24 protein-coding genes and 2 tRNA genes are annotated in these 24,690 nt (G+C 41.2%); 3 read left to right on the forward strand and 23 right to left on the reverse strand.

Features of this window, described 5'->3' with window-relative positions:
* Nucleotides 1–170: 170 nt before the first annotated feature.
* The 9 genes from HMPREF9304_RS06110 to rlmN all read right to left on the reverse strand — a co-directional run bounded on the left by HMPREF9304_RS06110 (nt 171) and on the right by rlmN (nt 7,662).
* A tRNA-His gene (locus HMPREF9304_RS06110) sits at nt 171–246 on the reverse strand.
* An 88-nt stretch (nt 247–334) separates the two neighbouring features.
* Nucleotides 335–748: a preprotein translocase subunit SecG gene (gene secG / locus HMPREF9304_RS06115; RefSeq protein ID WP_229039076.1), complete on the reverse strand. Its 414-nt coding sequence runs from the start codon at nt 746–748 to the stop codon at nt 335–337.
* A gap of 8 nt (nt 749–756) precedes the next feature.
* Nucleotides 757–1,506 (reverse strand): DUF8458 domain-containing protein, encoded by a 750-nt coding sequence (locus HMPREF9304_RS06120; RefSeq protein WP_036927434.1) that lies wholly within the window; start codon nt 1,504–1,506, stop codon nt 757–759.
* A gap of 23 nt (nt 1,507–1,529) precedes the next feature.
* On the reverse strand, nt 1,530–2,081 hold the full coding sequence (locus HMPREF9304_RS06125; RefSeq protein ID WP_036927436.1) for an LptE family protein: 552 nt from the start codon (nt 2,079–2,081) through the stop codon (nt 1,530–1,532).
* Nucleotides 2,062–3,327, reverse strand: a complete 1,266-nt coding sequence (locus tag HMPREF9304_RS06130; RefSeq protein WP_036927438.1) for a sigma-54 interaction domain-containing protein — start codon at nt 3,325–3,327, stop codon at nt 2,062–2,064. The genes HMPREF9304_RS06125 and HMPREF9304_RS06130 overlap by 20 nt, the downstream gene beginning before the upstream one ends.
* Nucleotides 3,328–3,386: 59 nt before the next feature.
* On the reverse strand, nt 3,387–4,430 hold the full coding sequence (locus HMPREF9304_RS06135; RefSeq protein WP_036927440.1) for a lysylphosphatidylglycerol synthase transmembrane domain-containing protein: 1,044 nt from the start codon (nt 4,428–4,430) through the stop codon (nt 3,387–3,389).
* Nucleotides 4,431–4,433: 3 nt separating this feature from the next.
* Entirely contained in the window at nt 4,434–5,546 is a 1,113-nt protein-coding gene (locus tag HMPREF9304_RS06140) for a PdxA family dehydrogenase (RefSeq protein WP_036927443.1), read from the reverse strand.
* 93 nt (nt 5,547–5,639) lie between these two features.
* Nucleotides 5,640–6,617, reverse strand: a complete 978-nt coding sequence (locus tag HMPREF9304_RS06145; protein WP_052045959.1) for a DUF4837 family protein — start codon at nt 6,615–6,617, stop codon at nt 5,640–5,642.
* Nucleotides 6,610–7,662 carry a dual-specificity RNA methyltransferase RlmN gene (gene rlmN, locus HMPREF9304_RS06150; protein WP_036927446.1) on the reverse strand — a complete coding sequence of 351 codons (1,053 nt, stop codon included), beginning with the start codon at nt 7,660–7,662 and terminating at the stop codon, nt 6,610–6,612. The genes HMPREF9304_RS06145 and rlmN overlap by 8 nt, the downstream gene beginning before the upstream one ends.
* Nucleotides 7,663–8,661: 999 nt before the next feature.
* Here rlmN and HMPREF9304_RS14005 point away from each other — a divergent pair.
* Nucleotides 8,662–11,049, forward strand: coding sequence for a DUF4922 domain-containing protein (locus HMPREF9304_RS14005; RefSeq protein ID WP_081953661.1), 2,388 nt, complete (start codon nt 8,662–8,664; stop codon nt 11,047–11,049).
* A 93-nt stretch (nt 11,050–11,142) separates the two neighbouring features.
* Nucleotides 11,143–12,450 (forward strand): MFS transporter, encoded by a 1,308-nt coding sequence (locus tag HMPREF9304_RS06160; RefSeq protein WP_036927449.1) that lies wholly within the window; start codon nt 11,143–11,145, stop codon nt 12,448–12,450.
* 160 nt (nt 12,451–12,610) lie between these two features.
* On the opposite strand, the gene HMPREF9304_RS06165 is transcribed toward HMPREF9304_RS06160, so the two are convergent.
* From HMPREF9304_RS06165 to HMPREF9304_RS06230, 14 genes are all read right to left on the reverse strand, one after another.
* Nucleotides 12,611–13,510 carry a DUF6562 domain-containing protein gene (locus HMPREF9304_RS06165; RefSeq protein WP_052045961.1) on the reverse strand — a complete coding sequence of 300 codons (900 nt, stop codon included), beginning with the start codon at nt 13,508–13,510 and terminating at the stop codon, nt 12,611–12,613.
* A gap of 242 nt (nt 13,511–13,752) precedes the next feature.
* Nucleotides 13,753–14,256 carry an Lrp/AsnC family transcriptional regulator gene (locus HMPREF9304_RS06170; RefSeq protein WP_008121633.1) on the reverse strand — a complete coding sequence of 168 codons (504 nt, stop codon included), beginning with the start codon at nt 14,254–14,256 and terminating at the stop codon, nt 13,753–13,755.
* A gap of 352 nt (nt 14,257–14,608) precedes the next feature.
* Nucleotides 14,609–15,076, reverse strand: a complete 468-nt coding sequence (locus HMPREF9304_RS06175) for an ExbD/TolR family protein (RefSeq protein WP_036927451.1) — start codon at nt 15,074–15,076, stop codon at nt 14,609–14,611.
* Nucleotides 15,073–15,603: an ExbD/TolR family protein gene (locus HMPREF9304_RS06180; RefSeq protein ID WP_036927453.1), complete on the reverse strand. Its 531-nt coding sequence runs from the start codon at nt 15,601–15,603 to the stop codon at nt 15,073–15,075. Before HMPREF9304_RS06180 ends, HMPREF9304_RS06175 begins: the two co-directional genes overlap by 4 nt.
* A complete protein-coding gene (locus HMPREF9304_RS06185) occupies nt 15,590–16,114 on the reverse strand; it encodes a hypothetical protein (protein ID WP_036927455.1) in 525 nt (174 codons plus the stop codon). Before HMPREF9304_RS06185 ends, HMPREF9304_RS06180 begins: the two co-directional genes overlap by 14 nt.
* A gap of 1 nt (nt 16,115) precedes the next feature.
* Nucleotides 16,116–16,937 (reverse strand): MotA/TolQ/ExbB proton channel family protein, encoded by an 822-nt coding sequence (locus HMPREF9304_RS06190; RefSeq protein ID WP_036927457.1) that lies wholly within the window; start codon nt 16,935–16,937, stop codon nt 16,116–16,118.
* A 230-nt stretch (nt 16,938–17,167) separates the two neighbouring features.
* Nucleotides 17,168–17,767 (reverse strand): 7-carboxy-7-deazaguanine synthase QueE, encoded by a 600-nt coding sequence (locus HMPREF9304_RS06195; RefSeq protein WP_036927459.1) that lies wholly within the window; start codon nt 17,765–17,767, stop codon nt 17,168–17,170.
* An 11-nt stretch (nt 17,768–17,778) separates the two neighbouring features.
* Complete coding sequence (locus HMPREF9304_RS06200; RefSeq protein WP_052045969.1) at nt 17,779–18,147, reverse strand: 6-pyruvoyl trahydropterin synthase family protein; 369 nt, start codon at nt 18,145–18,147, stop codon at nt 17,779–17,781.
* Nucleotides 18,148–18,236: 89 nt separating this feature from the next.
* Nucleotides 18,237–18,908 (reverse strand): 7-cyano-7-deazaguanine synthase QueC, encoded by a 672-nt coding sequence (gene queC / locus HMPREF9304_RS06205; protein ID WP_231564481.1) that lies wholly within the window; start codon nt 18,906–18,908, stop codon nt 18,237–18,239.
* A gap of 391 nt (nt 18,909–19,299) precedes the next feature.
* Nucleotides 19,300–19,387 (reverse strand) — tRNA-Ser (locus HMPREF9304_RS06210).
* Between the two features lie 107 nt (nt 19,388–19,494).
* Nucleotides 19,495–20,742, reverse strand: a complete 1,248-nt coding sequence (locus HMPREF9304_RS06215; protein ID WP_081953662.1) for an acyloxyacyl hydrolase — start codon at nt 20,740–20,742, stop codon at nt 19,495–19,497.
* Nucleotides 20,743–20,746: 4 nt separating this feature from the next.
* Nucleotides 20,747–21,580: a TatD family hydrolase gene (locus HMPREF9304_RS06220; protein ID WP_036927460.1), complete on the reverse strand. Its 834-nt coding sequence runs from the start codon at nt 21,578–21,580 to the stop codon at nt 20,747–20,749.
* A 122-nt stretch (nt 21,581–21,702) separates the two neighbouring features.
* Nucleotides 21,703–22,677, reverse strand: a complete 975-nt coding sequence (locus tag HMPREF9304_RS06225; protein ID WP_197061648.1) for a polyprenyl synthetase family protein — start codon at nt 22,675–22,677, stop codon at nt 21,703–21,705.
* A 25-nt stretch (nt 22,678–22,702) separates the two neighbouring features.
* Nucleotides 22,703–23,455 carry an energy transducer TonB gene (locus HMPREF9304_RS06230; protein ID WP_197061649.1) on the reverse strand — a complete coding sequence of 251 codons (753 nt, stop codon included), beginning with the start codon at nt 23,453–23,455 and terminating at the stop codon, nt 22,703–22,705.
* A gap of 107 nt (nt 23,456–23,562) precedes the next feature.
* Here HMPREF9304_RS06230 and porQ point away from each other — a divergent pair, with 107 nt between their 5' ends.
* A complete protein-coding gene (gene porQ, locus HMPREF9304_RS06235) occupies nt 23,563–24,507 on the forward strand; it encodes a type IX secretion system protein PorQ (RefSeq protein WP_036927464.1) in 945 nt (314 codons plus the stop codon).
* Nucleotides 24,508–24,690: the final 183 nt, after the last annotated feature.

A 24,690-nucleotide genomic window follows, 5' to 3' on the forward strand; every position in this document is an offset into this window, starting at 1 on the left:
ACGCTGACAGCATCCTATTCGTATAACACTTATTGTTTCCTGCTGGTGAGTTAGAGATTTTCTAAAGTAGACATAGTTCCATTTTTGAAAGTTACTTTTGAAAGCTGCTGGTCATAAAAGAAACAAGCGGAAAGCCTTTACTTATCGGACTTTCCGCTTGTTTGTGTGGTGGGTGGCAGGTGGGACTCGAACCCACGACATTCAGAACCACAATCTGACGCTCTAACCAACTGAACTACGGCCACCATTTATAAAACTCTTCTTCATCAGAAGCGAGTGCAAAGGTAAGGGATTTATTCTAATTATGCAAATAAATCCCTTACTTTTTAATTTTTTATTTAGCAGGAGCTACTGGTGCTTTAGGTGTTGCAGGAGCTTGCTGAGTTCCTTGGTTAGCAGGAGTTGCATTTTGAGAACCTGCTGCAGGTGCTTGTTGCTCGCTTGCGCCAAAACCAGGAGTTGTATTCGGATTGGTTGTCTGTGTTTCAGTAGCGGTCTTTTCTAAAACGCTTTGTTCTGAAGATGCTCTTGGTACAACGTATGCACAAGCAACGCTCAACACAACCATAAAGATAGCCAATCCCCATGTCGTTTTCTCAATCACATCTGTTGTCTTTCGGACTCCCATAATGGCGTTTGACGAGGAAAAATTAGAAGCTAATCCTCCACCTTTTGATTCTTGGATTACAACAATTACCACCATCAAAATCGAGGCAAGAACTATAAGTCCCACAAATAATGTGTACATCATTTTTTTTACTTGTTTATTTTATTATTTAATATTAGTTTCTCTAAAAAACGTATTTGGTCTGCAAAGTAACTATTTTTTTTTGGAAAATTCAAATTTAATCGCTGAATAATTTCAAGAGCCTGTTCGTATCTTCCTTGTTTGATATATATATTTGCCAAAGTTTCTGTAAAATAACCTTCTTCAGTGGGCGTTTCTTTATCTTCATCTATTTCTGGTAGATACTCTGGGGTGTCGTTTAACTGTATTCTTCCATCTCCATTTTTCTGTATAAAGCTATCTATCAAGTCTTGACCTTTTAAGTGTGGAGAGGCTGCATTAGCCTTATGTTCTTCTTCACTCTCCACCTCAAGAAGATAAGAAACATAATCTATTGCCGCATCAGCTGGAGTTGGTTTTCTCTTTTGAGGTGTCTCTTCCTCTTCTACAGGTACTGTTTCCAGAAAATTATCAATAAGCGAGATAGTTCTGCTGTCACCAATTCCCTCAACTGCGGGTTGCTTTTCTCCTGTAGAAGGTTTATTGAATCGGTAATGTGCTGCCTCTATAAGATTGAAAAGTACTTTCCGATCGGTAATATACACAGCTGCTCGTCTCAACTCATCATCGAAAGTAGCATCATGGAGCAAATACAGATTTTTCAACATCAGTAACCTTACAGTTTGGTAATACGGATAAAGGGCAAGCAAACTCCTTAAGTCATAAAGCGTCTCCTTGTCCATCAACTCGGGATGTTGTATCAATCTGCTTAGTTCCATACTTGATTTATCAAAGCTGTCAACTACCAGTTGGCAACGGTAGCATTGAAGATTTGGTCGGCTAAGTCTTTCACCATCTGCGAAACTAACTCTTCTTGCACAGAATTAAGATTCTTTGTCGTTTCATAACTTTTAGCCGATGAGAACTGTCGTTCAAAGTCTTCAGTGTGATTCTTGTTATTGGTAAACCTCACATTAACGGTTATCGACAATTCCGTTTGTGCAGAATGACCTTCACTGGAAACCGATTTATTGCGCTGAGTGTAGGAAACAATCTCGCCTTCAATCTTCAAATCTCCATTTCGCCTTACCTGACTGAGCTTGGTATGATTGGCAAACATATCTTTTAGTTCGTTATTGAACATAGGTGCCATGGGTCCCCAAACATAGGCACTACGAATAGGGAAATCGGATATCTGAATCGTTTTGGTCTTCGTATAGTCAATGCTGGCACCGTTGAATTTATAAATAGAGCATCCAACAAGCAAGCAGCTTAATAACAGACAATAGAATACAACACGATATTGATGCTGAATTTCGCAAAGCTGCACAATCTTATTTTTTCTCAAGTCCATATTGTTTTATTCTTCTATAGAGGGTACGATCGGAAATGCCAAGTTCTTTTGCCGCTTTCTTACGATTACCACCATTCCGTTCCAACGCCTTTTCTACCATTTGTCTACCTAAGTCGTTAAGATTTAGACTTTCAGGTTCTTTCACTTCTTCAACAATGGCATCTTCAGAATCTACAGCTCGAGATATTACTGTTGAATTTGAAGGCATATGCTGTTGGTGTGATAAGTCTGTAAGGCTTGTTACACTTCTTTCGAGAGCGTGAACCTGATTAGGGTAGGTTAAGCCAGAATGAACATTATTCGCATCGTCCAATTGTTTTCTCAGACTGGTTAAATCGCGACGAAGATCACTCACGTTACCTCGAAGTTCGTACAATATTTTATACAATATCTCACGTTCGTTCTCATACGAGTGACTCCCATGCGTGTTAATGGTCGCTAACTGTGTACTCTCACGATCTTGAGGAATAAAGTTACTCAACAGCTTAGCATCTATCTCTCTGTCTTGTACCAGCACCGACATCTGTTCTGTGATATTCTTGAGCTGACGAACATTGCCAGGCCATTTATACTTGAGCATCAATTGTTTGGCATCCTCTGTCAAGGTAATCTTTGGCAAACGATACTTTTCTGCCATTTGCATGGAGAACAACCGAAAGAGTAAAATAATATCTTCACCCCGATTTCGCAACGGGGGAATTTGAATTGGAATCGTATTTAATCGATAATACAAGTCTTCCCGAAAGCGACCTTCGCTAATGGCTTTAGGCATATTTACGTTTGTAGCAGCCACAATGCGAACATCCGTCTTGCGAACTTCCTGTCCACCTACACGAATATACTCGCCTGTCTCTAACACACGAAGCAACCTTGCCTGTGTTGCAAGCGGCAACTCACCTACTTCATCCAAGAAGATAGTGCCTTTGTTGGCTATTCCGAAATAGCCTTCCCGCTCCACGATAGCCCCAGTAAACGAACCTTTTTCATGTCCAAAGAGTTCGCTGTCAATCGTTCCTTCGGGTATAGAACCACAGTTTACGGCAAAATAGCGTTCACGCTTCCGAGGAGAATGGTCGTGAATCACTCGAGGAAAGATTTCTTTTCCCACACCGCTCTCTCCAATAATCAAGACGGAAAGGTCGGTAGGTGCTACCTGCAAGGCTACATCCAAGGCATGATTCAGTCCATCGCTATTCCCAACGATGCTGTAACGCTGTTTTATTTTTTGCAATTCTGAGGTGTTCATTGGATGACAAAATTACATAATTTATTCGACATAGCTGCAAATATGGCAGTAAATTTATCTTAGTCTTTTTGTTTTTTGTCAAACTTAATGAGCAACAGTCCGATACCCGTCCAAATCAATTCACGCAGTCTCACTAACAAAGCCACAAAGATACCTGCACTGGCAGTCATGCCCAACTTAGATACCGACATCAGGAAGCCACCCTCACGTCCCCCCAACTGTAAGGGCATAAAGAATAGAAGATTGGCAAACAGCGTTGTAAATGCAATCACTAATACGCAATTGAGATAACTCACCGAAGGAGTAAGCACCATCAGAATGAACATCACCTCTAAGGCAGAACAAAATCTACAGGCGATTTCAAGTCCAACGGCAGCTACGAATGTCTTTGGATTTTGTTTATGCAATGCGGCTATTTGACAATCTATCGTATCTAACTGATTACGATGTTTGTCGACAAAGGGTATTGCCCATTTCTTTACCAATGGGATGTGGCGCAGAAATTTCATCATTCTTACAGCTAATCCTTTTTGATATCCAACCATAAAGAACCATAGTCCCAATCCACAGAACACTCCTGCACTTGCCAACAACACTCCCATTCCAAGTGAAAGGGACTGGGTAAAAAGATACAAGAAGATGCAGATGACCCAAAAACAGAAATGACTAAAGATATGAGTCATCACATAGAGTATCACCGAAGATGAGGCGGCTTCCGTTCCAATCTTTGGAGACAACTCCATGATACGGTAAGGCTCGCCCCCCATTAGTCCACCCGGTGTGGCGTAATTGAGTGCAAAGCCAGATACGGTTATCTTATACAACCACCAGAAACCTACATTCTTATTGTTGTTCGCATTGCTCGTTGTAATCCCTTTTTCATCATCTTGAAACGATTTTTCGGACACACAACTCTTGATAATCAAATACCAAGCACCAGTATTAAAGAGGTATAAGAATATCCATAGTACTAAGATGGCAAAAAACCAATAGCCAGCATGGCGCACACCTTCCCATACTTCACCGAAGTTGAGCTGCGTTATCATGAAGAGCAAAACGCACAAACCGAATATAAAGAATGCGTTCTGATATTTCTTTTTCATCGATTATTCTGCTTCTTGCAGTTTTTGGTTGTCCTTGTCATTGCGTTTCACCCCATTCAACCGTCCACGGTCTCTGTTTTCCCTACGTTCATGATAGAGCTTAGGAAGTGGGTTTTTCAGAGGTTCCTCAAAGCTCATGCGGTTCCGCCAAGCATCTATTGCTAAATAAACGGCTTGTCTCATTGGCTGCTCATCCATGACCCCAGCTCCTGCTTTTGCAAACTCAGGACTATCATTCGTTGTTGTACATACCAATGGCAGGTTAGCAATCAGGCACACACCTTCATCAATTGTCAGTGTCTTAAAAGGTAAAATGGCTTGCTCATAATGCATGGAGAGAATGGCATCAAATGCCTCATACTGGTTACTTCCAAAGAATTCCTCTGCTGGATAAGGACCATAGGCGTACACGCCAGCCTCTGTCAGTTTTGTTATCGCTGGGGCAATAACCTCCTTTTCTTCTACGCCATCTGCAGTGGGGTTCAATGCCAAGATTGCAATTCGTGGACTTGAGACACGCAAGTCTCTACGCATTGTTTCGCATAAGACAGTAGCTCGATTGATGAGGTTTTGCTCTTTGATGTCCTCTATGGCATCTTTCATCAATAATTGATTGGAAACCAACGCCACTCTTAAAAAGTCGTTCATGAACACTGGCATAGCCTCATGTCCCTCTCCCAAACAAGTTTGCAGGTAATGGGCAAGATTCTTAAACTCCAGTCCTCCGATTTTTAAGTTATTGGTACCAATAGGCGCACACACCAAAACATCATACACCCCTTCTCTATAATCGGTCATTGCCCGATCCAAAGCACGGATTGCCGCACGTCCTGATTCTTCCGTGGGCGTTCCAAGCTCCACTTTCACTTCGTCTTCGAAGCAAGTTAGAAGGTTTAAGCGTCCGTCCTTGATTTCGTCTGTATTGTTGACAATACTAAAGTTTGCCTGAATGCCGAGTGCTTTTCTATGATAAGCTGCAACCATGGGCGACCCATAAATAATAGGTGTACAAAGCTCCAGCATCTCGGGTGACGAGAAAGTCTTAAAAATTAGTTCATATCCGATACCATTTGTATCACCGTGTGTGATTGCCACACGAATTTTTCTGTTGTTCATAAGTATATTATTTTTTTATCGTAGTTCAAGGAACGACAATTCTGTTCGTCAAACATTTGAATCGTACCCATTGGGCGCATCGCCAGTCTTCCGTCACTGTTGTTCCTCTTTTCTATTTTTGTTTGTCTTCTGAATGGTCAACAACGCAGCTTCCAAGGCTCGCATCCGATTGCGCTTTTTACCCTCTGGGGCATATACAAAAGCGTCAAAGACAACGGCTTGCCTTGCAGTGCTGTCTATGACCACCTTTCTCACCAAAGGTCCACCCATCATATCGCCGCACATCTCCCATTGTCCACGTTGCCAATTTTGTCTCTTTTGATGAAAGAAGAAAGTCTCGTCTTGCATCGATGCCCTCACTGTCTGCATAAAAATCTTATCTGTTTCACCTTTTATATTCGCTTGCAGAACACTATCGGTTTGCTGTAAAGTGGGCTGTTTTAGTCCTTGAATGGCATAAACGCAGATGTTTTGCAGTCCTTGCACCGCATTGTTAGACAGCCAAAGAAAGTTCTTACCCACCTTGTACGACTGCATGTCCGCAGGCAACATCAGCCGATAGCCGAACATCCGTTGTACGTTTTGTGCGGTTTTTACCTCATGGTTCTGTCGAAGATGCAAGATGTTTTGCTCATATTCTTGCGCAATGAACACTTGCCGAATTTCTTTCCCCATGTTCTCACAGATACGTTGCAGCTCTTTTTTCGAGCTTACGTCAATGTACATCACCAATTGTGGTTGAGCAAAACGATTGCGTTCATGAGAAATAGCAGGTTTATTCCGCTCTCCTTGGTGTTGTCTCACAACAATGATTTGGCGCATCAGTCGCCGTTGCGCATCAAAATCTCCAGTCTTCACGCATGTTACATCAAATGTGGGTTCCACCTGTGGCAAGCCAACCATTGGCACTGATAAACAATGATACAGCAAGCTGTCAATATCGCCCACCACCAATATTTCATACGGCTGTTGCGTGCTCGCTGGCAAAACCGTCTTTTGTTGTCGGCAAGCCGTCACTCCTCCCATGACAAGGCATAAGAGAGAAAAATGCCATATCCATTCCTTACGCATGTGTTGTCTTTTTCTTGGCAGTACTCAGCAAGCCACAAGCGGCAAAAATGTCTTGCCCTCGGCTCGCTCGAATCGTTGTAAAGATGCCATGCGATGTGAGATAATCCCTAAACCGTTCCATCGTAGCGGTGTCTGTTCCACGCAACGAAACGTTGGGTATCTGATGAAAACGGATAAGATTTACACGACAATCCAATCCACGAAGCAATTCTACCACTTTTTGTGCATGCCGAACGGAATCGTTCTCACCGTCAAAAACAATGTACTCAAACGACAGTCGCCGTTGGTGTGCAAAGTCATACTCTCGCAACAGTTCTACGATATCCTGAATAGGCATCGCCTTTTCTGCTGGCATTAGTTCTCTCCGCTGTTCAGGGATAGCGGAATGTAAGCTAATAGCCACATGACAATCGCTTTCATCTAAGAAACGTTTTAACTTTCCTTTCACCCCAACACTGCTCACCGTAATACGCTTTGGACTCCACGCATAACCGTATGGAGCTGTCAATATCTGTGTTGCACGCAGCACATTGTCGATGTTGTCCATCGGTTCTCCTTGTCCCATGAACACGATGTTTGTGAGCTTTTCGCGCTCGGGCAAAGAATATATTTGATTCAAGATGTCCGTATAGGTCAGATTTCCTTCAAATCCTTGTTTGCCTGTTTGGCAAAAAAGGCAGTTCATCTTGCATCCCACCTGACTGGACACGCAGAGTGTGGCTCTATCTTGGTCGGGGATGTACACCGTCTCTACCAAATTTCCCGATGCTGTTGGGAAGAGGTATTTTATGGTTCCGTCTTTAGAATATTGCGCATCCAGTGGTTTCATGCACCCTATTTCAAAAGACTCTTGAAGAATCTGGCGGTTGTTTTTCGAGAGATTAGTCATCTCGTCAATACTCGTCACTTGCTGCAGATAGAGCCATTTGGCTATCTGTCCTGCAGTAAATGTCGGCATATTCAAGTGGTGTACCACTTCCTGAAGTTCAGAAAGGGTCATTCCCATTAACTTCTTTTTTACTATATTTGCTTGATTCATCGTCATTCCTTATAAAAAGTAAGGCAAGCTGATAACCAATTCACCAACCTTATTCGCTAAAATATTATCTATCCTATTTGCAGAGATAGTGCAAGCCCAAGACAGAGAAAATTTATTTTCTATGTTGGGGCGAAACCTATCTTCTGCAAAGATACGCAAAAAGACTGGATATTTTTTAACTTGTTGCTAAAAAAGGACAGGCGAAGGCTTGTCTCCGATTGTTAAATCACTGCATGAATGTATCACCGAGATGCCGATTGCAGGCATCAATAGAAGCTAATAATACTGTGAATTTTCTTTACAACACCCCTCTCATAATTCGCGTATTTACAACCAACTGCAAAACGGGTCGCAAATACGCTAAAAATGAGCAAGGCTCATAATCCATTGTTATTGAATACGTTACACCTAAAGAGCTTCTTTTCCTTCCTATTTTTACCATTTTTTGGCAGCTAAAGCATTAAGATAAGCCTGCTATTTGTATGCTTTAATGCTGTTGAAACATGTGAATAGCACTGCTACTGTATGCTTCCAAGGCTGTTAAGTCAATGCTCCAACTTGAAAAGACGTATTTTTTGTTCAAATCAGCATAATTTTGTATATCGTTTGCCTATTGATTTTTTCTATTTTGCAATTTTTGGATAGCCGATTTAATGTCATTTTATTGGACAAAATGTGCTTTTTCTAATTGGTTAAGAAACACTCGTTTGACTGTATCAATCTACCGCTAAGAAATCCCTATTTCATGCGGTCTGTATTGTTTCTATGTTCACAGTGTGGACTTATAAGAAGTTTTCACGCACGATAAGGATGAGTGGTCTCAACCGAACAGTGCATACCGAGGTTGGCAGTACTGTTCTGTCTGCAAGAGTGGTCATTATAGCTACTGTTTCTCGAGCATCGTCCTTTGATGTATTCTCCTTAAAAACACAACATTTCTTTCTGCATTATCTTTAATTTTAAGTATCTTTGCACAACAACTAATATGACTTAAATGGTGAGACTATGAATGGAAGCAACAACCAATCCTCAATATCTGATTTGAATAAGGAGAAACATTCAACTTCAGGCACTGCTGCCTTAAAAGCGAATGACCTATCGCTCGAAGTCTTTGTGGAAGAACAACTGAAACAATGGAACGATGCACAGCAACGGTTCAATGAACTTCAACAGGTGGAGACAAAAGAGGTAGAAGTAGGCTCGCTACACATGAAAGTGCAATACAACCCTGCTCGAATGGTGTCTACGGGGGCAAAGATAGATAAAAAAGCGTTAGCTGCCAGACCGTGTTTCTTATGCGAAAAGAATCGACCAGCGGTGCAGATGAAGCAGGTGATAGATGACAAGTTTGAACTCTTAATCAATCCTTTTCCCATTCTTCCTCAACATTTTACGATTCCGTTGCGTCAGCATCAACCACAGCAAATACGCAAAAATTATACGGAACTGCATCGGTTATTAAGCATTTTCCCCGATTTGATGTTTTTTTACAACGGTCCGAAATGCGGTGCATCAGCACCCGATCACATGCATTTTCAAGGGGGGAGTGCCAATGTCTTGCCTTTAATGCTCAATTGGGAAGTGTTAGCGCAATCGTTGAAACCACTGACAGTGCTAAACGCAGAGGAATCCCTATCGCTCATTAGTGGCTATCCATGTCCAGCGTTCGTGATTCAAAGCCGGTCGGAAGCAGCCGATGAAAAGCTATTCCTACAACTCTATAATGCCCTTCCACTTCATGATGACGACACAGAACCGATGTTGAACATTGTTAGTTGGCGTAGAGAAGATAATTTCATCAGTGTTATTTTTCCACGCAAGAAACATCGACCTGCCTGTTATTTCGCACAGGGAGAGCAGCAAATGCTCATTAGCCCCGGTGCGTTAGATATGTCGGGATTGTTGATAACGCCACGTTTGCAGGACTTTGAAAAGATTTCAGGGCAGCAGATTGAGGAAATTTTAAGAGAAATGACATTGTCGCAGGACGAGATAAAGCAAGTCATTGCGAAACTTACATCCACGACCGACTCCAAAAACTCAACCCTAAAATGTATTGTCAATCAGCGAGAACCGAAGGTGTCAGTAGGAATAGTGGGTGCCGAGACAATTCTGTTTTCTTTGAACCAAAACTTTTTGGCAAAAGGAGAGGTGGTCAATGGAGAGCAAGAAGTACAATTAGTGGATGGCGCCATTAAGTGGAAAGGTAATTACTATAGAGAACTCACCTTCGTACCACAATCCCAAGAGGGAACATTCTCCCTCAACGATGTGACTATTGGCGTGAATTTTCACTGGGAACGTAAAGAGACGCAAACTTTTTATGGCACCCTCAGACTTGTTGTGGAAGGCGGAAAAATCTTCGCCATCAATGACATTTCCGTAGAACGTTATTTGGAGAGTGTTATTTCCAGCGAGATGAAAGCCACTTCTTCTTTGGAATTGTTGAAGGCGCATGCGGTTATTTCCCGTAGTTGGCTCTTGGCACAAATAGAAAAGCGTCAACATCTCGAAGAGGCAACCACAGGATTTTTCTCTTTCATCAAAAAGGATGATGAAGTCATTAGATGGTATGATCGTGAAGACCACACACTCTTTGACGTGTGTGCGGACGACCATTGTCAGCGCTATCAAGGCATCACAACCGTGCCCAACCAATATGTTTCGGAAGCTATCAAGCAAACCAAAGGGCAAGTGCTGATGTACGAAAATGAAATTTGCGATGCACGGTTTAGCAAATGCTGTGGAGGCATTAGCGAAGAATACCCCTATTGCTGGGAAAATATCTCTAAACCCTATCTTCGAGCAGTGCGTGATATACCAAATAAAGCACAGGTACAGCCCGATATCTTGCCAGACTTGACCAATGAAGAGAATGCAGAAAAATGGATAAGGACAACCCCAGAAGCTTTCTGTCATACATCTGATCAGAAAGTGTTGGCGCAAGTATTGAACGATTATGACCAAGAAACCACCGATTTCTATCGCTGGAAGGTAACCTACTCACAAGCCAAGCTTAAATCGTTGATAGAAGAAAAAACAAAGAAGACGTTTGGAGATATTTTAGACTTAATTGCCCTTGAGCGAGGAAAGAGCGGTAGGATATCAAGACTGAAGATAGTAGGAAGCCAGTTGACATTCACTATTGGCAAGGAATTAGAAATTCGTAGAACCCTCTCTGACTCACATCTTTATAGTTCGGCTTTTGTGGTTGATAAAAAAGAAGTAATCAACGGCATTCCGCAGCAGTTCGTTTTGACTGGAGCAGGGTGGGGGCATGGAGTTGGACTGTGTCAGATTGGTGCTGCCGTCATGGGAGAAGAGGGATATACATACGATGAAATCTTGGCACATTATTACCGAGACGCAATGTTGCAAAAATTATATGAATAACCTCCTCCAGTACACTCGTTTTGCAAAATTAGGATAGCTATAGGCTACACTACAGACAGTATTTGCATTGACAACAAAGCTTTACGGAAAAGAATGAAAGAGATGAGCCGAATGATATTCAATTCTCCGCTTGAACAGGTGACTATTGACAGGTTGCCATGGAAGTGGATGCCTACACTGTACCTGTTCAAAGGACTGTCGTATGCGATGCTTCTCTTCACCTCGTTGGTGATGCTGAAACGCTTGGGATATCAAAATAGTGAAATCACTTTCTACATAGGTTGTACCATGTTGCCTTGGATGTTCCGACCAGTATTATCAATTTTTGTACACAAAGGCTATTTCAACAAGCTTTGGATATTAGCGACAGAAATGATAAATGTGATTTGTATTGCAGCCATTGGATACACTATCACACAACAATCGTGGACAAATTACACAGTACTGCTTTATGTGATATTGATGAGTAGCAACGTGTTTCATGACATAGCAAGCGACAAATATACACTCACTTCTATCCGGTGCCAGCAAGTATCATTGCTACGAATCTTCAAACGCTTAGTGTATCGACTGGCATTACTCATCGCTGTGGGCATTGTCTGCATGGTTGCTGGTAATTTGGAAGTTGTAACTCGTTTGATAAGAGCTTCGTGGAGTTCCGCCTACTATTTGCTAAGTGCTTTCTTGTTCGTCTTGTCAATATGGCATGTCTGCCTATTGCCCCGCTTTACCCGAAGTTACCGCGAGCGAGATATATTGTTATCCGATATGTTTTATGCGTGTCTCAATACCAGTGCCGACCTTATTCGCACGCCAAGTTCGTGGCCAGGAGTCCTTTTCTTGGTTTGCTATCTTTTACCAACAAATCTGCTTTTACCCGTATCCATGTTGTTTCAATTAGACTTAGGGAGTAGTGGCGGTTTAGGCTTATCACCACAAGAGTTTGGATATGCGTACGGAACAGTGGGAGTATTTGGATTGTTGACAGGAGACATTTTAGGCATTTGGCTGGTTCATCGCTATGGACTGAAAAAACTGTTGCTACTCATGGCACTCGCTATTTTGGTGCCTTCGCTTGTGTTCATACACTTGAGTTTTTCGCTACCTAATAACTTCACATGGATTTGTTGGTGTAGTTTTATTCAACAGTTGTGCTATGGGTTTGGTAGTTATGCGTATCTACACTTCCTTGTGTATTACAGTGAGGTGAAACGTTTTTCTACTTTTATGCTTTGTGTTGCTTTAGCTGCTGTTGCCATGGCTATTCCTTTCATTCTCTCGGGGACTTTACAAATGGCATTGGGCTATCGACGTTTCTTCATGCTCACAGCTTTTTGCGGCATCGCTACCTTAACCGCTACGCTCTTAGTGATGAGTGTTTACCGAAAAGAAACTTTCTAACGAATAGTCCCCATATCCAGCTTTATATAATAAGGTGGGCAATCCATGTGTCCTTTACAGTTACCAAATCCCTCTCTGTCTCGATATTATCCTATTCGTTTTGATGAAGATAAAGCCACGATGCTCGTGCTATAATCGGCTTCGCATTCCTCAATAGGCTTTAATACGGGTATTCCAGTTTCGTCCATTGCTCGTTGACAAAAAAAGTGAAATGATTTGCTTCCATTGATGAAGTATTTTGGAAAAAAGCACCTTTGTACTGTGTAATTTGATTAGGTTTGACAGGAACTTCCAAAAACTCATGTTCTGTAATGACATCTCCTGTAGCATTTAAGGCGGAAACCGTCATTTTCAAGGCATTTGCTTTTTCATGTGGGAAGGTGAAAACATCAAATGTGCCCTGACCATTTCGTTGCTCTTTGGCGATGCTTCGCTCCTCTGTCTGACGAGAATTCTTGCAACCATAACCTGTGACAGCATTAAAAGTAGAGCTGCCGCCCGTGTAATAGAACTTTATCTTTTGTACAGCATCAGGTATTTTATCTGTGGTAATCAATCTAAACATGGCTACAGCTCGCTTCATTTCCAAATCGTAAGTCTTATTCTCGCCAACCGTTATATTTTGAAAGTAATAGAACGTATCCGTTAATTTGTTCTTAGGAAAGGAGATAGCTTCGGGAGATGTAATGGTGGCAGAGCCGTCTCCGCTGTGTGCAATAGCCACAATTTGATACGAACCAACAGGCAAATTTGCTTCTATCACTCCAAAATTGGTATCTTTCTGACTTTGATGAATTGCCTTTACCTTAGTGCCTTCCTTAAAAATTGCCAAACTGATGCGTGTACACATCTTGGTAATATTGGTGGAGCGCGAGAGCTTCAATCCTTCTTCAAAAGGAATCTGTTCATAATGGCTCATACGAAAAGTGAGATGATATAAGTCTTCTGAAGTTGGATTCTCTTGCGAAGAATCATCGTTCAACACAGGTTTTTCACAGGCAACGAAGCACAAGGCAAAAAGTGCAACAATAAGTTTTGTACAATTTAAGTTTTTCATCATAGTACAATACATGGTTGAAAGATTAACAATAAACTTTTATATCGCAATATTACAACAATTCAAATTTTTATCAAAACTTTTTCAGAAAATTCTTCATCCTTTTAACTTTTTGTCTTTTCTTATCTAATTGCATCGGTTGTAATAGTGAACAAATAAAAAAGGTGTATCACCTAAGCAATACACCTCATCAAATGAATTGTAGTTATATCATCCTGATAAACAAACTTGTTAAACCAATATTGTTAATCTTCTTCCTCAAGTTCGCTGCTTTTAGTCTCTATCTGAATTTGAGAAACAGGCAGTTGTCTATCTATAACTGTTCTAAATGAAATCATGGTTTCACTACCTGAAAGTCCTAAGGGCTGCAATTTGTCATGTATGATACTCATCAGATGATGATTGTTCATTACATACAGTTTAACAAACAAGTCAAAATCGCCCGTTGTACAATGACATTCCACGATTTCAGGAATCTTTTGAAGCTCTTCGGCAACACGGTCGAAATCATTTGGATCTTTCAAATGCAGTCCGATATAAGCACAAGTTTCATAACCAATCTTTTCTGGATCGAAAATAAACTGTGAGCCTTTGATAACTCCTAAGTTGATAAGTTTTTGAACACGTTGATGAATAGCTGCTCCACTGACATTACATGCGCGGGCAACTTCTAAGAATGGAGTACGAGCATCCTCTGCTATCATAGTGAGGATCTTCTTATCCAATGCGTCTAAATTATGATGTCCCATAGTTAAGTTTATCGACTTCACAAGTGATTGCCATACAGTAAGATTCCTGACAAACAATTCTACCTAAAAGGGCGTGTGTCTCCAGACCTTTTTGCCTTCTCTTCTTTTACCTTTAGTTAGCTTTATTCGTTGAATCCTGACTTAAAGATACCTCATGGAAAACCTGTGAAGATTTATATTCTTTTTTATTCCTTTGCAAATATACAATAAAGTGTTGAGTTTCACAATGATTTAAGTTTTTTTTGTGATAGATTATTACTTCAAAAAGAAAATAATAAAAAAAGATAAAAACATGCGTAACTAAAAAGGGTAAACAACTACTTTTGTTTGGATTGTAAAAACGTTCTCGTTGCTATTTTTGCTTCACATCTTCGGCTGAATAGCTAATTTTCAGGGCTTTAGCATTACGCAACTCTTGCTTCACTTGATTGATAGTTGCCATGGATGTATGTTTGTCAGCCTTTATGGAAATAATCATTTGCTGCTGATCTTCGGGTGACATTCTATCTCTTTCTGCACTGACATAGTCAGCAATTTCATCAATTCGTACTAATCGGTCGTTTAATTGCACCTGCATAGGTTGCCCTGTCGTTTTGCCAAAACTTGTGATGGGCATTCCGATATACAGATATACAACTGCTGACTTCTTGGTAAGTCGTGTTAACTCTGTGCCTTGTGGAACTCGATACTTTACTTTCAAGGTTACCTCGCGCATGTGTGTCACTATCATAAAAAAGAATAAAACAGTGAAAATCAAATCAGGTAACGATGCTGTGTTTAGTTCTGGCACACCTCGAAGCCTACGTCTGAACTGTATCATCGGCTCATTCCTCCTCCCGTGTCTTGATAGGTTTCGGCAATACGTTGCGGACAATGCTCAATGACTGTTTGTCGTTCACTATCAGAACAATCGTCAAAAGAATGTCCAAAATGTTGTTGAGCCCATTTAGTTCGTACCTCTTTATAAGCTGCCATCAAACAATGTTGTAACTGGAAATAGGTGTCGTATGTTGATTCTGGCGCAGTCTTAATTGTAATTAAATGTTCTTTACCAAGTCGCAATATAAAGTCTTCCACTTGTACCTGCAAATCTTGTATCCCAATTTTGTGTCCATTCTGCATCACGACGTTGTCTGCTGTAATGCTAAGTTCCAGTAATTTGTCTTTATCTACAATACTTTCTTGCTGTGTAGTCTTCGGTTGTGCAGGCGGTAATTGTCGACGTAACCCCTTATCCACATCCATAGACGTGGTAACCAAGAAGAATATCAAAAGCATGAAAGAAATGTCTGCCGTAGAAGTTGTATTCAATCCTGGAATCTGATGTTTTCGTTTACGAATGAACATGTTGCGAGTTATGTTTTCTTCGATATCTTGTGATGCCATATCCTACAGCACCAACAGCTACGATGAGTAGGATAGAGGAGGTATAAATCAGCTGGTCTGCAATACGCAAGAACAAGTTGTTCGTAAAGTTTTTACCATTACTCACCACTGGATTGGTGGAGGCGAAAGCAAATGTAATTAACAAAAGAAGGCAAGATCCACCAGCTACGCATCTTCTAATGAGTTGGACAGGGATACCATGAACAAGTCTTGACTGATTACTTGCACAGTGAATTTCCTTCCGTACAGCCCACATGGTTACACATAGAGCGATAAGAATGAATCCATACATGGCGAAAATGAGCAAATTAGTCAGCAATGGTTCATTGAAGTCTGGGTTATCAAGATAAGGCTGCTGGTAACCCAAAAGATAAAAAAGCGCAAACACCACAAACGTAATGCCTATCAAAAAATAAAAAATAAGCTGCGAAATCCGTTCCGTAGAGCGATGATGCAAATCTATATGTTTCATCTTAAGACTGTTTATGCTTCATGAGCGTATCTAATAACGTGATGGCCGACTCCTCCATTTGGGCTGTGATATGGTCGATTTTTGACAAGATATAGTTATAAAATACCTGTAATACCAGTGCCACAATAATTCCAAAGATGGTGGTAATCAGTGCCACTTTCATACCAGCAGCAACAATTGTAGGACTAATATCGCCAGCCATTTGAATCTGGTCGAATGTCATAATCATACCAATAACAGTTCCTAAGAAGCCTAAGGAAGGAGCCATTGCGATAAAGAGCGTAATCCATGAACACCCTTTCTCTAAGTTAGTTGCCTGAACCGAACCGTAGGCTGCTACAGAACGCTCTATATTTTCAATACTATCGTCAATTCTATCCAATCCTTGATAACAGAGTGATGCTACAGGTCCGCGTGTCTGCAAACACTGTTGCTTTGCACCCTCGATATCACTCTCATAGATTTTCTTTTCTAAGTCTTTCATAAATTGTTTGGCATTGATTTCTGAAAGACTCAAATAGATGATTCTTTCGATGCAAAATGCTAATCCCAGCACCAACACCAAAGCAACCAAAGACATGAACCCTGCATTTCCTTCTATGAATTTTGTCTTCAAGAACTGGTGTAAACCTCCTGTTTGAGGTTCGGCAACAGTGGTGTCAGCTACGTCAGCTAACGCAGCATTCAACTCGGAATGAGCAATACTATCGCTTTCTTGCACGCTGACTGAATCTTGACTTACCGCATTTTGAGCCATACAACACAAATTTCCTCCAAAAAGAAAAAGCAAACACAGTATTTGTTTAATAATGAATCTTGTCATTTTGTATTTCTGCCAATAAAGTTTTATGATTAAATAGCACTCCTTTTTTAGAATTTTCAAAGGTACATATTTTGAAGAAGAAAACCAAACAAGCCTGTTATAATAAGTGTAAAATTAGTTACTTTTATGCAAAGGTCATGATAAAAATATTTCTCCTCCTCTGACTTTTATTCCTTAGATTTATATCAAATCTGTTCATTGTAAATCAAAGTCAAATAAAAATTCATGTATCACTGAATTCCTATGAGTTTATGTAATTGCAAAGAAAGTTTCCATTGAGGGTGCGTTTTCACAAACTGAATTGCTTTCTGCAGAATTTCTTTATTCCTTGACTCATCACCTACGTCACAAGGTTGCACATATCGTTCCTCCGCCTCAATGCCAAAAGTACTTATAGGGTGTATGCCGTCATACACCACTTTAATCTCATTGGCTTGCTTAATTTGCACATCTCCAGCCTCTATAAATGCTTTCTTTGGCGAACATGTTATCCAATCAACTCCTTTAGGAATGGGATGAGTGCCATTGGTTTCCATAGATACATAATAGCCATGTACATGAAAAAGCTGCAACAGCGTAGCCGTTACTTGCAAAGTAGGCTCTCCTCCAGTGATGACAACAAAGTTACAGGGCGCATATTGTTGCACATTTTCTATGATTTGTTGTGTAGACATTTCTGTATACTCATCAAAATTCGTATCGCAAAACGAACAGTGTAGATTACATTTAGCAAACCTAACAAAGACAGCTGCTTTACCTGCATGATGCCCTTCGCCTTGTAATGAATAAAAGATTTCGTTTACTTTGTAGGTACGTACATCGTGATTCATTCCTGCTATATTTACATGACAAGGTTTTCTATACCCACTATCTTTGTTTCGTCTATTGCTTGAGCTACGTTTCCTTCGCTTTCTCGCACCTCTGCCTTATAACATTCGTCGAATTGATTAACGACCCATCGCGCAATATTCTCCGCAGTAGGATTATAGGGAATGACATCGTTGATGTAAGCATGGTCTAATTGATCGTGAATAGCCTTTTTGATGTGCGTAAAATCGAACACCATCCCATCGCCATTCAATTTATCTTTCTTAAAAAGATATACCGTAATTATCCAGTTATGTCCATGCAAACATTGACACTTGCTTTCGTAAGAGAGCGAAAGTCGGTGAGCCGCACTAATTTCCATACGTTTGGATACGCAATAAATCATATTTCTTTGTTTTACGAGTAAGCGTTGAAAGAACGGTATTGGCTCTTTCCTTGCCTCTTTTGATTTCTATTTGTTTTCAATATCTTTTAATCTTCGTATGGCGTGTCGTCCTTGATACCTGCAAATGCCAATGCCTCTTTGCGCTCAACGCATGTCCCACATTTGCCACACTGCTTATCTCCGCCCTTATAACACGACCAAGTTTCGGCATAATTGATACCCAGTTTCTTACCTCGGAGAGCTATCTCACCTTTGCTTATCCGTGTATAAGGAGCTAAAATGGTGATACCTTCAAAGGTTCCTGCAGTCATGGCTTGCGAAAAACTATCAATAAACTCAGGTCGACAATCGGGATATATGGTATGATCACCGCCATGATTCGCAATCATTACATATTTCAAATGGTTACTTACAGCTAATCCGCAACCCACAGCCAGCATGATTCCATTGCGAAAAGGGACCACTGTCGATTTCATGTTCTCTTCCTCATAATGCCCTTCGGGAATAGCATCATCACCTTCCAACAGACTACTTTTGAAATAATCGTGAATAAATGACAGGGGAATGACAATGTGCCGTATGCCTAATCGTTCGCAATGCATCTTTGCCAAAGGTATTTCTTTTTGATTATGATTGCTGCCATAATCGAATGAAACGCCTATAGCGATACGCTGTTGATACTCGTAAAGCATGGTAATGGAATCCATGCCACCACTCACAATAATTAAACTATCTTTTTCCATTTTATTCCTTTCCATTCTTGTTATCCACACTATGCGCTTCTGCCTATGGAGACAGCTCAGGTACTCAGTTATTCACCAAGGAATAGTGCAAAACTAATACATTTATTTTTTCTTTATACAAAAGTACTACAATAGTTTTATCCCCACAAAATTTATAGCACATCCTTCGAAAAAAAATGTTTTGGAGCTGATTAAATTCATCCCATCAGAGGGTCAATAGCAAGAGCTGATGTTTTACATATCAATAAAAAGCAGTAAATTTTCCCCTGCCTCAAGTTGGCTGGAAGGAAGCAATCGTCATTTTTATATGTTGCTTTATTTGTAGAAGAAAGACTCTTAAAAATGTTCAGCTTAGTGGAAATGGCAATTTTTCGTAAAATTGCAAGCTACGTAAAAACTTGCTTTGCGGAAAGAGGGGGATTCGAACCCCCGAACCGCTTTAGACGGTTACACGCTTTCCAGGCGTGCCTCTTCAGCCACTCGAGCATCTTTCCTTTTGCATTTTGCTGGTGCAAAAGTAATATATTTATCTTTAATTCGGACGAAAAAACGATAAAACTTTGCAGTTATTCTGAAGAAATGCACAAAAAGCTGTACATTATCACAATCGGAATGGATAGGCTATAACAAGTTCTGTAAGGTCTGCTTTCGTTTCATGCGCCTTGATATTAATACCCAGTTTCAGCCCGCCAGCCGAAGAAAATGTATAATGCAATCCGATTCGCTCGTAGAATCGTGACTCATTGAACAGGGCATTATAACCCATCTGGCGATGCAAATACCAACCAAAGGACATTCCCAAGGACAATTGATGATAAAATACTTCGTGTTTGGCAGCGATTCCTAACGACCATGGGCTGTGCTTTGCGATGTTTCCTTGTTGCGCATCTAAGTCGGCAATGTGCGAGGCATAGGTGCCATAAAACCAATCTATGCCGATTCCTGATGCCCAACGACGGGCATATCGGCACATCACGTCTGCCTGCACCGAATAGGCTGCATAAACCTTGAAGTGTTCCGTGCGATAATCGGGATGAGAAGAGGGGGTTCGAAATTGTGTTGTGAGCCAATCTTCCAACATTGTTTTGGCTCCCATTCCTGCGGATAAATTCAGATACCAATATCGCTCAAAGGGCTGTGGTGAATAGGCTTTTGTTCGATGTACCAACAGGTTGTAATAAGGCTCATATACCACACCGATTGATGTTCCAAAAGAGTTGGAACCTTTGTTGGGGCGATAAAGCGCACCATTACTATGATGTACAAACTCCAATCCGCCTCTAATGCCCCATTGTTCGTTGAGATGATAGGTTGCATGTACGCCAGCTCCAAAATAAATCAGTGCGTTTGTTCCTATCAACTCGTTATCGATGTTGTTTTGCTTGTTGTACTTTGTATGGCTATAACCAATGCCAAAGCTCAACGAATAGGCAGTTTCCCAATGTTGATGACGAGCAAATGGGCGATAGAATTTGCCGTATAAGGAGAGTGTATTCCCCAAGTGTGAGTCGTAATCCACCATTTCTGCCATTCCCCATGCCGTATCTGGGCTGCGCCGTAGGCGTACCTGATGATTAAGCATGTATCTCACCCCTAAAGTAAGTGATGGATATCCAAAATCTGCCGCATAGGCGTCGCTGTCTGTGGGTAATGCCACTCGCCCTATTTCCGCTGCTATCGATAGGTTGTTTGTCTCTCTAATCCACTTCGCTGCATACTTGTCCAAAGCGAGAATCTTACCCGGCATGACGTGGAGGGAATAGTTATAATGGTGTAATGAATCAGTCTCAGCGGCCTGAACAGTAGTAGAAAGAATTAACAATGCGAAGATGGCGTTCAATAATCTCATGCTCCTACAACATTTCATCCGTCTGTATTCCAAAAATGCGTTGAACATTTGCATTTGTTTGCCGTACAACTTCTTCTTCTGGTATTTTGTAACTCTCTGCTAATTGCTTCATGACATACGCAACAAATGCACTCTCGTTCCGTTTTCCACGCATAGGAACGGGCGCCATATATGGACTGTCCGTTTCCAAAACAATACGGTTCAGAGGTACGTTGACGGGTAACATTTCACGAAGATGACTGCTCTTAAAGGTCAGCACGCCCCCAATTCCCAATGCAAACCGTTCGAAGGATAGCAGTTCTGCCGCCTCTTTCTCGTTTCCTGTGAAGCAATGAAAAACGCCACCAGGCAAGTCTTTTTCGTATTTTCGTAACAGTTTCACCATCTCGTTTTGAGCCTTTCGACAGTGAATCATCAAGGGTAGTCCAAATACTATCGACCACTTTACCTGTTCTTCAAAAGCTTTCAGTTGTTCACCTTCATATTCTCTGCTCCAATAGTAGTCAAGACCAACCTCTCCCACAGCGATGATACGAGGGTTGTCATTTGGTGCTTGTAAATTTTGTTGTAACACACATTTCATTTCTTCCAGCACCTTCTCCCAATCTTCTTTCACTTCTTCGGGGTGTAGTCCTATCATCGGGTACACCACATTAGGATAACTGCGGCTCACACGCATTACATCTGGGAAGTGCGCCAAATCAATGGCAGGGACAAATATCTTGCCTACACCTGCCGTTTGCGCACGTGCTATCACTTCAGGCAAATCGTCCTTAAACTCTTCTCCATCCAAATGGGCATGAGTATCTACGAACTTTACACTTTGAGCGTTGGACATTTAACGAGACTTTCTAATTCTTTGAGGTTTCTACTTTGAACTTGGCAATGAGGTTCATTCATGCTAAAAAACAACTACTCAACTCTTCTTAAAAAGGTCGAACAGTCGGATTTCGCATCCTTTTATTTCACCCTATTCATAAGTTGGTTGGCATACGACAGCAGTTCTTGCTTTCGCTCGGCATGCAACTTTACTGCTTCTAAATATTTTTTGCTTTCTTCAAAATAATAAGCAATCTTATCTTTTGCCAACTGCTCAATTCTCATGGCATTATAAAGAGCAGTTACTGCCTCAATCTTTTCTTGCTTATCGAATTGCACTTTTTGCGTCCATTCGGTGAGTTCAGCACGTTGTTTTGGGGTTGCTAAATTAAATGCGTTAATCAGCATGTAAGTTTTCTTATTACTGATGATGTCTCCGCCTATGGCTTTCCCAAACACCTTGGTATCTCCGTAAACATCAAGGTAGTCGTCTTGTAATTGAAATGCCAAACCAATCTTTTCTCCAAATCGATACAAATTCTCTGCATCTTCTTGACTGGCACCTCCCAAAATGGCACCAATTTTTAGGGCGCAAGCCAAAAGAACACTTGTTTTGAGACGAATCATTTCAATATATTCGTCTTCTGTCACATCATCCCGCTTCTCAAAGTCCATATCATATTGCTGGCCTTCTCCAATCTCTAAAGCCGTTTGAGTAAACAGGTCAATCACCTCTTTTAAGTAATCAGCCCGACAAGTAGCCATGCGTTGATAAGCCAATACCAACATCGAGTCGCCACTAAGTATGGCAGTGTTTGCATCCCAACGCTTATGCACTGTTGCACAACCGCGCCTCAGGTCTGCACAATCCATCAAGTCGTCATGCAATAAAGTATAATTATGGTATGTCTCAATGGCACAGGCGGGCATTAGGATTTCTTCTGGATGCTCCTGATACAGATTGTAAGCTAACATCATTAAGATAGGACGAATGCGCTTTCCACCCAACGACAAGACATATTCTATCGGTTCGTAAAGATGACGTGGCTCTCGGTTGTCAGACAAACGCTCGAGTTGCTCATTGATTAACTTCAGCATTTCATTAGATGTCATCATAGCAATGTATATATTTAATTGATTTTTATAATTTAAAGACCACAGGCACTGCCACCATTGTGCGACAGGGACGATTGTTTTGTACACCAGGTGTCCAATTGGGCATCATGCGTATAACACGTAAGGCTTCTCTATCCAAATACGGATCGACCGACTTTTCGAGTTTGATATCGACAATACTTCCGTCTTTATTGACAATGAATGAGACGACAACCTTTCCTTGTACCTTCTTGCTTTGTGCAACTGGCGGGTAGCGCAACTGACTGGTCAGCCATCGTACGAAAGCAGACCCACCTCCAGGGAACTCTGGCATCTGTTCTACTATTCGGATATTCTGAGTCTGGTTATTCACCAAAGGGATAGGAGGTAGGGCTTCTGATATCTTCGCATTTAATGCCTCTGCACTTCCGTCACCAATAAGTAGCGGACTGGCTGTGTTAGGTAGCAATCTATCTATTTGTTGTTTCAAGGGAGCATCTACCGCTTTGATACGGTCGGTAACCACCTGTGTGGTGGGTTGAGAAGCAGTACTCACCATTTCTTTTTCGTCTATGGCTGGATGTAACTCAATGTCTTGCGCCAATTCGTCCAACATATCCTCCGACGATGTGTCCTCTTGTGGTTGGCTGTTATATTCGAACCCAACAAACAAGAGCGACAAAACGAGAATGAGACCTAACAAAAAACCTGTTGTCTTACTCTCTTCAAGAGAGGGCTTTTCCGATTTCTGATGCACTACCATGATTACTTTTTCCTCTTCCGCATCCTCTTGAGCCACTGCAATAAACTGCTGTTTCTTCCGTTATTCAGTATACGAATTAGTACACAAAGATAATAAGTTATTTGAAAATAGTTGTAACTTTGCACATAAATTAGGAAAATTAAATGAAAAAAGCCGCATTTGTCCTCTTCTCTTTATTTCTTGTGAGCACCGCCTATGCACAAGAAAGCCAGACAACATACAACTTTCTTCGTGTACCCATGAGTGCGCATGCGGCTGCCTTGGGTGGAGACAACGTTTCAGTGATTGAAGACGACGAAGCCCTTGTTTTCCATAACCCCGCATTGCTCACTTCGGTGAGTGACAAAACACTCAACTTGAACTACCTCAACTATATGTCGGGCGTTAATATGCTGAGTGTGGCTTTCAATAAACTCATCAAAGAAAGGGCATCTGTAGCACTCGCTGCCCAATATGTTGACTATGGAAAGATGAAGCAAACCACAGCTGAAAATGTCCAAATCGGAGAATTTTCAGCCAAAGATATTGTACTGTCTGGCTATTTCTCTTATATGTTGTCCGACTTATGGTCTGGAGGCATTTCGGCTAAGTTGCTTACATCTTATATTGGTGGCTACAATTCATTGGCAATGGGGATTGATGTTGGAATTAATTATTACAACCCTGACAAAGGCTGGTCGGCATCCTTGGTTGCCAAAAACATGGGAGGACAGTTGAAAGCCTACGATGATAATTACGAAAGCATGCCTCTGGATGTGCAATTAGGCGTGAGCAAACGGCTGATACACACTCCTTTAAGGTTTCATGCCACTTTGGTGGATCTCAATCACCTCAATTACAAACTGATACATCATTTGGTTGCTGGAATAGACATCTTATTCTCCGACCAAGTATGGGTGGGCGCAGGTTACAACTTTAGGCGTGCCAACGAAATGAGCATTACCAGCATTGACGAGGAGAGCAATCACGGCGCAGGCTTTTCGTGTGGCGCAGGCATCAATCTTCATCGCTTCAAAATCAATCTTGCTTACGGCAAATATCATGTTTCCAGTAGCTCGGTTGTCATCAACGCTGCGTACCAACTGTGATACTGTAACCCAATAGATGGCATGGTGGAGGTTGTAGAGAGCCATGCAACTTATTCTTATCCATCGGTTCTTTTCCGCTGAAACAGCACATTATTTATAGGGCGGTTCTATAAATTACCACCGTAAAGTTTTTTATGTCAGTCTTTTTACGTTTTGTCATCTTGTGGACTCTTTTTATATAAA

Source organism: Hoylesella timonensis S9-PR14, from assembly GCF_000762405.1.
GTDB lineage: Bacteria > Bacteroidota > Bacteroidia > Bacteroidales > Bacteroidaceae > Prevotella > Prevotella timonensis_A.